Annotated in this window: 11 protein-coding genes; 6 read left to right on the forward strand and 5 right to left on the reverse strand. The window is 51.5% G+C overall.

The window, feature by feature from the left end; genetic code table 11:
* Positions 1-192: 192 nt before the first annotated feature.
* Complete coding sequence (locus ACR0J4_RS22875) at positions 193-666, reverse strand: cupin domain-containing protein (protein ID WP_480668832.1); 474 nt, start codon at positions 664-666, stop codon at positions 193-195.
* 36 nt (positions 667-702) lie between these two features.
* Between ACR0J4_RS22875 and ACR0J4_RS22880 the strand changes: the two genes are divergently transcribed.
* Positions 703-1,335: a TetR/AcrR family transcriptional regulator gene (locus ACR0J4_RS22880; RefSeq protein WP_170644442.1), complete on the forward strand. Its 633-nt coding sequence runs from the start codon at positions 703-705 to the stop codon at positions 1,333-1,335.
* 212 nt (positions 1,336-1,547) lie between these two features.
* Here the strand turns inward: ACR0J4_RS22880 and ACR0J4_RS22885 are convergent, their stop codons facing one another.
* Entirely contained in the window at positions 1,548-2,504 is a 957-nt protein-coding gene (locus ACR0J4_RS22885; RefSeq protein ID WP_170465794.1) for a helix-turn-helix domain-containing protein, read from the reverse strand.
* Between the two features lie 106 nt (positions 2,505-2,610).
* Between ACR0J4_RS22885 and ACR0J4_RS22890 the strand changes: the two genes are divergently transcribed.
* The 3 genes from ACR0J4_RS22890 to ACR0J4_RS22900 are packed head-to-tail and all read left to right on the forward strand — an operon-like array spanning position 2,611 to position 5,287.
* On the forward strand, positions 2,611-2,766 hold the full coding sequence (locus ACR0J4_RS22890) for a hypothetical protein (protein WP_170380012.1): 156 nt from the start codon (positions 2,611-2,613) through the stop codon (positions 2,764-2,766).
* 14 nt (positions 2,767-2,780) lie between these two features.
* A complete protein-coding gene (locus ACR0J4_RS22895) occupies positions 2,781-4,454 on the forward strand; it encodes a sulfatase-like hydrolase/transferase (protein WP_170386664.1) in 1,674 nt (557 codons plus the stop codon).
* Between the two features lie 47 nt (positions 4,455-4,501).
* Entirely contained in the window at positions 4,502-5,287 is a 786-nt protein-coding gene (locus ACR0J4_RS22900) for a hypothetical protein (RefSeq protein WP_170644444.1), read from the forward strand.
* Positions 5,288-5,851: 564 nt separating this feature from the next.
* Here ACR0J4_RS22900 and ACR0J4_RS22905 read toward each other — a convergent pair.
* Positions 5,852-6,637, reverse strand: a complete 786-nt coding sequence (locus ACR0J4_RS22905; protein ID WP_480668833.1) for a DEAD/DEAH box helicase family protein — start codon at positions 6,635-6,637, stop codon at positions 5,852-5,854.
* Between the two features lie 1,527 nt (positions 6,638-8,164).
* On the opposite strand from ACR0J4_RS22905, the gene ACR0J4_RS22910 reads away from it, so the two are divergent.
* Both ACR0J4_RS22910 and ACR0J4_RS22915 read left to right on the forward strand, forming a co-directional pair.
* A complete protein-coding gene (locus ACR0J4_RS22910; RefSeq protein WP_170644446.1) occupies positions 8,165-8,854 on the forward strand; it encodes a hypothetical protein in 690 nt (229 codons plus the stop codon).
* Positions 8,855-8,928: 74 nt separating this feature from the next.
* Positions 8,929-9,177, forward strand: a complete 249-nt coding sequence (locus tag ACR0J4_RS22915; protein WP_039524390.1) for a ParB N-terminal domain-containing protein — start codon at positions 8,929-8,931, stop codon at positions 9,175-9,177.
* Here the strand turns inward: ACR0J4_RS22915 and ACR0J4_RS22920 are convergent.
* Together ACR0J4_RS22920 and ACR0J4_RS22925 are read right to left on the reverse strand one after the other, a co-directional pair.
* Positions 9,169-10,182, reverse strand: coding sequence for a fatty acid desaturase (locus ACR0J4_RS22920; RefSeq protein WP_174839946.1), 1,014 nt, complete (start codon positions 10,180-10,182; stop codon positions 9,169-9,171). The genes ACR0J4_RS22915 and ACR0J4_RS22920 overlap by 9 nt on opposite strands.
* A gap of 72 nt (positions 10,183-10,254) precedes the next feature.
* Positions 10,255-10,461 (reverse strand): cold-shock protein, encoded by a 207-nt coding sequence (locus tag ACR0J4_RS22925; protein ID WP_170328727.1) that lies wholly within the window; start codon positions 10,459-10,461, stop codon positions 10,255-10,257.
* Positions 10,462-10,970: the final 509 nt, after the last annotated feature.

Here is a 10,970-nt window from a genome sequence, read left to right on the forward strand (position 1 = left end):
GATCTTTAACCTTTTAGGCGGGCGGGATCGTCCGCTCGCCGCTCCCAAGCAGACTTTCGGAATCTCCCGTTAATCTTCCGCTTCGAGCCCATTGCGGACGTTGCCAGTGTGGTCCCGTTTTTTCAGCTTGGCACATTTTCCTAACTCGTCACAGAAACGCTAGTTTGCAGGCTCCCGCTTCGAAGATGAAGTTCAGGCAGGAGCACTTTGTGGCGCCAAAATTGTCATACCTGCCTTTTCGGCCACCGCCATGATGGCCGGAATGTCGGGTGGCCCATCGGGGGCAGGAATGTCTGTGGTGCCGTCAGGCATTACTTCACCCGCTTCGGTGAAGAATGTATCGTGCATTTCTCCTGGGGCGTTGATGCACAATAGGCGACCTGGGCTTTGTCCAACACAGGTAAACGCATGCACCGCGCCGTCCGGGACTTTCACGAAATCACCGATGCTTACATTTTTTGTTTCGCCGTTCAGGAAAAATTCAAACTCACCTTCTAACACATAGAAGCTTTCATCTTCGCCAGCGTGATGGTTGGGTGGCGCGCCTGCACCTGGGGCGGTCTTGATCTCGACGATGGTGCAGCGATTTCCGGTTTCAGCAGGAAACGCGTGGAATGTCAGAAGATTACCGAGAAGGTGATATTTGCGTGGGCGAGACTCTGTCATTTCAACGGCTCCCTTTACTTCGATGAATGTGCCTATATGATACATAAATCTCTTCATGAGACAAGTGTATCATTAAGGATTCGCGATTTGGCTCCTCGAACCAATCAAAAGAACAGAACAAGAGAGGCATTGCTGACGGCGGCACGTGAGCTCATGTCCGAAGGAGAAAACGTGACCCTTGCTAGAGTCGCAGAGCGCGCGAGAATTGGCCGCGCGACGGTATATCGGTACTTCTCCGACCCCGGCGTTTTGGCCCTGGATGCGACCCTTGACGTAGAGGTGACTCCAACTGCTAGACTGCTGGAAGGTCTTGAGGATGTACGAAGCCGTGTGCATGCTGTGGCGCGCTACTATCTGGATTTCTCGCGCGAACATGAGGCGTACTTCCGTCAGTTTTTGGCTGAGTCTCTAAAGGCATCACTTCAGGACAGTACTGTCAAAATGCGCGGCGCCAGAAGGGTGAAAGCATTTGGCGAGGCCCTATTACCCGTTCGTGGAACTATGAAACGGGGCGATTACGATGACCTGACCCTTCGTTTGGCCATGACAACCGGCATGGAACAGTTTGTAATATTGGAAGACATACTGCGAGTAGACCAGCAGAAAGGGTACCGGTTGCAAGAGGGCCTGGTGGATGCTCTGCTTGATCAATATCTGCCGAAAGCGTGAAACCTACCGGCAAAGCAATCTTGGCTATACGGACGCTTTGTCCGCAAAGTAGAAGTTCAAGCAAGTTGCAGCGAAAGACCGCTCTGCGGACAAAGTTGCCGTAGACTCATCGCTTTCTGATGACTGGTCTCAGCCCTAAGCGGACCTTCAAAATCCGACTTTGCAATTCTAGTGTTGCGGACAAGTTAGGCCGCGTACTGCCAAGCTCTGTTTCAGTTCATTTTGCCTGACAACGTTTGTGTCGGCAGTTGTCCAAAGAGTGCTCTGTAGTCTCGCGCGAACTGACCCATGTGCCAAAATCCGTAAGCGTTTGCGATGTCCGATATACTCTCCTCTGGCGAGCAGGATACCAGTTCATGGCGCACAGCACCGAGACGGGCTCTTAGATAAAACTGCTTGGGGCTCACCCCATATGTTTCCTGAAACGCGCGACGAAGAGTGCATGCGGATACCTGAATATCTGCACATACTTCACCGATTGACACGTTATCCATCAAATGGGCCCGCATGAACTCAACGGCTTGTTGTGCTAAACGGGTTCTATTTTTACTGTTTCGCCGATCACTCCATTTTTCGCCTACCACCAGCATTTCCAGAAGCTCTAAGATCATATCACTCTCTTCACTATCAGAGCTTGGTCCGGCCGCTGATCCAATTAGAAAGCGCGCTTTGTTTTTGACTAAGGAATGAAGCTTGCCAGCGTCGCTAACGAAAGATCTTATAGCGTCATTTCGCACGGTGCTGATATCAAGACCGCAATCGTTGGCGATCCGTTGAGCCCTTCGGATGTCGATGCCAAAGGTCAGGCCTGTGAGCGTTGAATTGCTCACGCCTTCAAAAGGGTCTCCGCTACCAAAATTCATCAGAGCGGTGTCTGAGGGTGAGCCGTTAAGCCAAGTCCGTACACTCCCTTTGTCTGGTAAGCCAAACGCTAGAATGTCAGGGCGAGAAACACCGGTTTGGTACACAGCCTTATCAAACGACAAATCAATCATTTGAAGGTCAAGACCTGCCCAAACGGATACCGAAGAGTTCATAGTTCCCTCTTCGATTTGGCGTAGCTCGACATCCCATTGGGACAGCTCGCGGAATTGCGAAGGGTCCTGCAAAAAAAGTGTGTTTGGGGCGCAGGTTTTTTTGGGGGCTGATCGTTTTTTGATGTCGTCCATTCCGCCCCGCAGGTAGTTTTCATGAAATGTTATTCGAATATGTAGGCTTGGACAATTGCAAGACAAAGCAGACAAATCGAGAGGGAAGAGGTTCGGACGCCCATCGTTGCCTGACGATACTGCGCGCACCGAACGCGTCGTAACGCTGCTAACCAAAAGCGAAAAAGAGTTGTTGCGCTCACAGGCTGAAGACAGCGAACTCTCCCTTTCAACCTTTTGCCATCATCTGATCCTTGAAGGTCTGAAAACAAGTAAATCATGAAACAGGGGTATCTCATGAAATCAAAACTGTTCCTCTCCGCGCTGGTCTTTGCCGGCTCCGCTATCACGGCGGCAGCTCAGGACAGCAATATCGTGCATGATGCGGAATACTATGTGCTGAAGCAGCAAAACGAAGCCGTTTGGGTCGAGAACGACGCACAGGTTGACCAACTGCTGGCCGATTTTCGTGAGAAAAACGGAGGGAACCCTCCAAACATCTTCTACATCCTTATTGACGATATGGGTTTTGGCGACATGGGTATGCCCGAGATGAACGCGATACGCGGGTATTCGACGCCCAATATTAACGCGCTCGCAGAGGAAAGCATGCGGTTTGCGCGCATGTATACCGAGCCGTCCTGTACACCGTCGCGGGTCGCCTTCATGACGGGTCGCCAGCCGTATCGCAATGGGATGGGCGATACGGCCGTCGATATTTCAGGTTTTGGCCTTGCCGATGAAGAAGTCACAATTGCCGAAGTTCTGAAATCCGTAGGCTACAACACCTCGCATGTTGGCAAATGGCACATGGGCGACATTCAGGAATCCTGGCCTACTTATCAGGGCTTTGACTACGCCGCGTTCCCCATCCATCAGCAGGGCCAGTTGGCCATCTTCAACGAAGATGCAGCCAAGGAAGAAATCACCATGGCCATAGGGGAAGACAACTACAATTCCAAATACACGCTGGATGATTGGTTTCGCCCTGATCCGGGACACATGATTACCGGCCTTGAAGCTGTTATTGGCGGGGAGGTTCGCGAAGTCCATATGGAACCGGGTGAGAAATGGACCCAGGACAAATACAATGAAATGAATATCCGCTATCAGGCACAGGCGATGGAACAGTTGCGCCTGCTAGCAGAACGGGATGAACCGTTCTTCCTGCAATACTGGCCGCTTGTCCCTCTGTCGACAACGCGCACGACGAGAGAGGCGTTCACGACACCCAACGGCGGTACATTCGTTGAAAGCATGGAAGAGCTGGATGAATGGATCGGGGTCATTCTGAACGAAGTCGATGCGCTGGGGCTCAGGGACAATACCCTAATCGTTTTGATGGGCGACAACGGTCACTTCACCAAATATGCCCCCGGCAGTGGGTTTTCGCCGCTGGTCTTCCGCGGCGGCAAGGCCGATACGTCTGAAGGAGGCGTTCGGGTGGACGCGTTTGCCCGCCTGCCCGGCTTGATCGAGGGAGACTCGATTGTATCTGACATTATTCATATCTCTGATTTGTTCACGTCAATTGCGCGTATCGGCGGAGCGATGGATGCCATCCCCCGCGACCGGATCATTGACGGTGTCGATCAGACGTCCCTGATGTTTATTGGCGATACGCATGGGCGCAGGGATCATGTACTGATCTACTCGATCAATTCGCTGAAAGAGGTGGTAAAGGAACACATCAAACTCAAAGTTCCGGCCAAAGGTGAAAATGCTATCGTGGCCAAGTTCTACAACCTGTTCCGCGACCCCCGCGAAGAACAGAGCGTATCGACCGAGATCGGAGCATGGGCTGGACACGAGTTTAACCGCATTATTGCCCGCCACCTGAAATTCAAGGAAATGTACCCCGATCAACCGGCCGCGACTGGACGTCCCTATGAAGGTATCGTGAACCTTCGTCCTGAAACCGTCGCAGCGGTGGATGCCTTTGTCGCCAAGCGGGACATTCAGCCCGACTAAAAGGTGAAGCTGATAAGAGTCATGCAAGCCCCGCATCAGATAATGATATGCTTGATGTGGGGCTTGGCATCCACAACAAAAATTCTGGAAACAATATGAAAATCCAAGCGCTTGTCCTTGCATTGGCGACTGGCATTGTTGCGGCCCCAGCAATCGCCGATGAAAACGCTTCAAACCCTTTGGCCGCAGTCAACAACACGGACATCCGGTATCAGTATTTTGATTTGGGCAACGGTGCTGACAAGCAGGACGCCTTTATAGATGGCGCATACATGCTGCGGCCTGATCTGAAACTGAAATATGAGTTGCACTACAACTCAACGGATGTGACTGGAACTCGGTTCACTGACTTTGAGAAATTGAGCCTCAAAGCGATCTATTTCCCTTCTCAGAGACCGCTCAACGAAACGTGGGCCATCAAGTCGGCCATTGGTCTGGAGTGGATACTGGACTTTGGCGACCCGGGAAAAGGGATCGGAACCGGGTCCGATCAAATTGCGCCTTTTGGCGGGTTCGCCTTTGCAAACACAAAATCAGGGCTGACGCTGATCCCACTGCTCCAGCATTTTGCTTCATACAATGGCCCGACGGACATAAACCAAACCGCGATGCGGTTGATTGCGCTACAACCGTTTGGCGATGGGTACTGGGCCAAGGCTGATATCAAAGCACCATATGACTGGGAGAACGATGCTTGGCCAGCGACCGCTGAGTTCCAGATTGGCAAGAACCTCAGTCCTGGCATCGCAATTTATGCTGATTTCCTCATCGGTATAGGTTCCGACCGCCCCTACGATAAAGGTGCCGGCTTAGGTTTGCGTTTCAACTACTAGTTCACCCACACCCAACCTCGGCGAAGATCATCTATGTCACAGTCCAGAACTCTGTTCAGCGATTTGTTTTCTGCGTTTATCTTGACCCTTCTTGGAACTGCCTTGAGCCAATCCCTGCCCGCTCCGGGTCGGTAGGAAACAAATTGGCGTCACGCCGCATCATTCTATCTGTTCACTCCGCTCTAAACTCGGGGAAGATCAACAGTCTCTGGGCGATCCGCTGAGTTGGATTTGAACCTTGAAACTGAATCCGTCGTTCGCGCTTCTAATCCCCAGCCATCGATGCTTAGGCCCAGAGTTCTGAGAAAATAGACTTCTAATACGATCTGTACCCAAGATTTTGCAAAGTCCGCTTTCTGCGCATTGCTGTCATTAGGACATCGCGCAGCATCGGTCAAAATGGGCTCAGTGCAGACGTTCGCACAGTTGCTGCGAATGACCGCTACGCGGACTTTGCAGCCATCCGCATTCTTAATTCAAAGGACCGCAGTCAGCCCAAAGCGGACCTTCGCAACCAAGCTTTGCAAATTCCGAAATGCCAACCGAACAGACCTTTGTCCGAGGCTACACCCGATACCAGTTTTCAACTTCTCGAGCGGCTGCTTCGACTGTAAAGGTAGTCTCTACCTCTGCGATTGCGTACTTTACTTCGTCTGAGCTAGCACTGAGTTCTAAGACGTTCGCATCCAGATCATGGGCTGATCCGGCATTTGAATAAATCGTATCGACCCCAATTCTAATGGCGTTTCGATGTTGCAGTAGGTGCTCAAAAAACCGCAAATAAATCATCTCCTCGTACGGAGAATGACTGTCCGCTTCAGAGATCAAACCCAATTCTGCGGCCTTGGTACACGTCAAACGCCAAGCCAGTTCCATTGTCGATGGAGGCGCATCTCTGGCCTCATCAGGGTGTTTTGGGTTCGCAAACGTAGACCTTCGGATGGCTTCGAGATTGGCGCGCAAACTCTTTGTAGGAACAGGATAGATGAAGGTGGTTGCCTCGGATGCTAAGGCTGGTTCAACCTGATCCGGCTGCGCCTGGATGAACTCGGAAAACCTGTTTCCGATGATAGGGACTTCACCGACAATCATGTCAGTGGGATCGGTAGTCTCTGTCAGCCATCGCGCTAGGGCTCTCCGGCCCCACAATCCGGCTGCCTTTCGGATCAACGGATGAGTTCCATCTGAAACATCTGGGTACTTTGCGAGTATGTCTTCGGTCTGAAACGCCGCGAGTCCTGTATCCCACCGCATGATATGTACGCGTCGTCCCAACGAGACCGAAATGGATATTTGCTGGCGCAACAGAAATGACTTTCCAGACGCTGGTAATCCAGTGAAGAAAACCATACGGCAACGACGTGCAGCGTCGGCGAGGTGTTTTCCAATCTCAGTGTCCGCAAAACTGTCGATAGAAATTGCGAATCTCCTAGTTCGGTGTCGGCAATAGGCCGGCGCGGCGAGCGTTCACCACCTCCAAGATTGTTGCCCAAGAAATCCGGCGATTTCACAGACGAATTGTCAACCTAAATTGCCCCAAAGTGAATTTTGCCTCTCAGTTATTCTCTTAACCACCTAATAACTCGCCGGTCTCAAAAATTGACCATTCCGCAGCACACGCTTCTTGACGAGCGTGCGTCCTTGACTCTTCACAGACTAGGAACGACAAGAGTGCATTGGTAAAAAATTACTCGCCGCCGCGATGCTGCCGGTTACGATAATCCAATGGCCTTCAGACTAATTGTAGCATGTGCCTCAGCATAGGAACGGGTTTCGCTGGGGTCTTCGCTATGAGCTCGTTCCTCGCAAGCATTCGCAACTGTCACTTGACATGCTCCAGTCATCTCGTGACCCATGAAAGAAGGCGCCGTATGAACAGCACATGGCTCATAAATTGCGTGCTTAATGACCGATAGATCAGGTCTCAGGTTCCGTTTCAATCAGTCGTTCATCGTGTTTACGCGCTGCATTCTTTGTTTGATCCCGACACTTTTGGTGTTGCTCACAGGAACGAAGCTTCCTGCTCAAGTCGCCAGCAATGCCGACGGATCTGTTTGTGACGAAAGTTTCGATAACAAGAACGGATCCTGTCAAAGAACGGACGTACCAGAAAACGCATATTTGACCGGCAGTGCCTTTGGTCCAGTTTGGGAATGCAACCATGGATTCCAGCGTGTTGGAGATCTTTGTGAGGAAATAGCAGTTCCCAATAACGGATATCTTGCATCGACCGGAGATCGATGGGAGTGCAATCGGCTGTTCCAGCGTGTCGGAGAAAAATGCGAAGAATTGATTGCGCCTCAAAACGGGTACGTCGAAACCCGGTTTGGCGCGCAGGAGATACACTGTGACTGGGGGTTTCGCAAGGAAGATCAGGATTGTGTTGCGATTAGTGTCCCAAGCAACGGTCGTCTGAGCGACAAAAGAAGCTCAGAAGGATGGGTATGTCTCAGAGGTTATAGGGCAGCGGATAGCGGCTGTGAGCCTGTGGCAGTTCCGCAGCATGCGTACCTTGCACCTGAAACCTATTCCGGATGGAAATGTGAACGTGGTTTTCGCGCAAACCGGGACAGGTGCGTTGCGATCCTTGTGCCTTCAAACGCTCATTTGAATCGAAGAGGTGATGGTTGGGAATGCAATCGGCCGTTCACACGACAGAACGATACGTGCACCGAAAATGTGCCGCGACAATAGGTTAATGGAAATCAATCTCGCCCGACATATCCGGAAGGACCAAGCCGTGAACCACAACTCGATAGACGAAAACTTGGGCAAAATGCTCAAAGCCGAAAAGGCTCATCGCAGGTCCTACATAGTTAAGATGTTTATCGCGTTAGCGGTTTTTGTTGTGGCGATAGTTGTAGTGGTGTTTCTCTGATGCGTAAAAATGCCCCTCAAGTAACCCTTCCGGCTTCAAAGACGTCAGCTCGCGGTCTGGACCAAAGAGCATTTCAGGACCGCAGTGTTCGTAAAACGCAGAACGCTGACGTATCTGGTGTGATTGAAGAAGAGTTCGGGAAGTACTTGATTAAGGCTGGTATTCTGAGCGGTAACAGCGTTGCGCGCGCCTTCCCCAAGCCACCAGCTAAAACGCAGGCAATGATTGCTGATGCAGTTGGTGAAACACCGGCATTGGCCATTGAAGCCTTGAAAGAAATTCTCGAAGAACGAGACAGGACGCGTAGCGGTCAACGCCGATTTGAGGGAAACTCCGGCACCCTTGTTCCCAGTAAAAGAGAATACGTCGAGGCATTGCGCCAGATCAGGCTCACCCCTGCGCAGGTTACAATACTCAAAGCACTTACAATCGCAGGCAAGGAAGGTCTGACCATTGGTCACTTGTCTCAGGCAGCCGGTTACAAATCGCGCGAGGCGTCCATCAAAGTTTTCAAGAAAGTCGGACTATTGATCGCAGAATATCTGGAACTCGAACTTCCCGAAGCTGGATCGGCACAGAATGATGGCGCCGCGCAGGTTTTGGCATTTTCTCACATCGAAAGTGAAGATGAGCCAGCAATCTGGATTATGCATCAGGAACTGCGCGACGCTGTTCGTTCGGTTCTATGACGTACATTCCAGACCCAGCTCTTGTAGCGAACTTTGAACCGGAACAAATGCACGAAAGGTTGCTCACGTAGCTTATGTTGGAGAAAAGACCATATCCGCTCGACCTGATCTATGTACCTGTGAAACGGGCGAAAACGCTTGATCAACAAAAAGTTCTGACGTTGGCCGAAGATATCCTGAAGAACGGCCAGAAGACCCCGATACAGATACGCTCGGACAACAAGAGGTTCGTGCTGATTGAAGGCCTTCACCGACTAGAGGCCATTCGCGCCCTGGGTGGTGATACGGTCGAAGCCTATCTGGTACGCGCCAGACTACACTAAATGCCTATTGGAATTGGCGTTCGACAAAGCCTCGGAAAATGTCAGCAGACGTTGACTTCTTTCATCCCAAAGATGCAATCGTGCACAATGAAAGCTCTCATATAGAGTAATACGCTGGCAGTTTTCCAACTCAGAATGGTCACGCAAAACTTCGTTTAGCCGATAGAACGGTATGCGGCTGGCGAGGTGGTGAACATGGTGCACACCAATGTTGCCAGAGAACCACCGCAAGATGCCAGGCAAGGCATAGTGAGAACTACCATAGAACGCGGCGTTCTGAAGGTTCCAGCCCTCTTCCCGGTCCCAGGTCGTGTGTTCGAACTGGTGTTGAATGTAGAAAAGCCAAATACCAATCGATGATGCGACAATCACGGTTGGCAGGAAAACACACGCCACCACCTCAAAGCCTCCGGCCCATAAAATCAGAGCCAAGAACCCTGCAATTGCGGCGTTTGTTCCCATCGCACTTGCCCAATACAGCCAGCCCGACCGCATGAAGCCAACAGGTAAGCGGTATTGAATAAAGAACGTATAGATCGGCGCAACACCGAACAGGAAGACGGGGTTCCGGGTCAGACGATACGCGGCACGCCCGAACCAATTCCGTTTCAGGTATTCCTCAATGGTCAATGTAGGGATGTCACCCATACCACGCCGATCAAGGTTACCGGTTGAGGCATGGTGAATCGCATGGCTTTGCCGCCAAACGTCATAAGGTGTAACGGTAAGAGCACCCAGAACCCGGCCAGTCCAATTGCATGCGCTGCGGCTTCTAAAGAAAGATCCATGACCACAATCATGCATGATGATGAAGATACGGACCAGAAATGCGGCATTCAGGATGGCCAGCAATATTGCGATCCAGACGCTAAATGACAACGCAAACCACGCTAGGGCCCATAGCGCGAATAAGGGGAAAACAGTGATCGCAAGTTCAAAAACACTGCGCTTCGCATCGGGCACACGGTATTGCGCGAGCACCCGCGTCCAGTCTTTAGGTTGCAACTTACTTGGTCTCCGACGGCCTATTGTCGCCCATTGTTCAAACGGGCACCCTTATGGGGTGCCCGCAAAAGGTCAGGCGAGTGCCAGATTGGCGGCGCTTTCGCGTCCGTCACGGCCAGCCTCGACGTCAAAAGTAACCTTTTGGCCGTCTTTCAATTCGCTAAGGCCGGAACGTTCAACCGCTGAGATATGCACGAACACGTCGCGCTTGCCATCTTCAGGCTCGATAAAGCCAAAACCTTTGGTTGAGTTGAACCATTTTACAGTGCCATTTGCCATGGTGGAAGTCTCCTAATACGTGCCGCCCGCATCATTGCGGCGACTCGGCGTGGTCGGTCTGAATCGAAAGACTGAACGCCGAATTGGGGAGACAGCAGGTCGAAAAAGAAAAACGTAAGCCTCGTGTATATGGACTTCGACTACGCACGATACAAGCCTTGATGCTTTGGCGGACAACAGAGAATTTGAGCCTGTCTGGCTTAGAACTAGGCAAGTCGAGGTGAAACCGTTGCTCTTCGATCCAAACTTGAAGGTGGCTTGGGTCAGCGGCACAGAAGACTAACGATCATTTTTGGGATATTAACCTGCTGCATACGAGACAGCGATAAGCGTCCGTTTTGGTGCCTTAGCGAGACTTTGCAAAGTCCGCTTTCTGCGCATAGCCGCCGTCGATTGATCGCGCAGCATCGGTCACTATGGGCTCGAAGCCGTCTTCCAAGCATTTTTGATTAACGTCAGCTTTCGGGTCGTTTGCAGCCGCTGACTCCCTGCGATTTGGGTGGCAAGGT

This window comes from Ruegeria sp. B10, assembly GCF_056539825.1.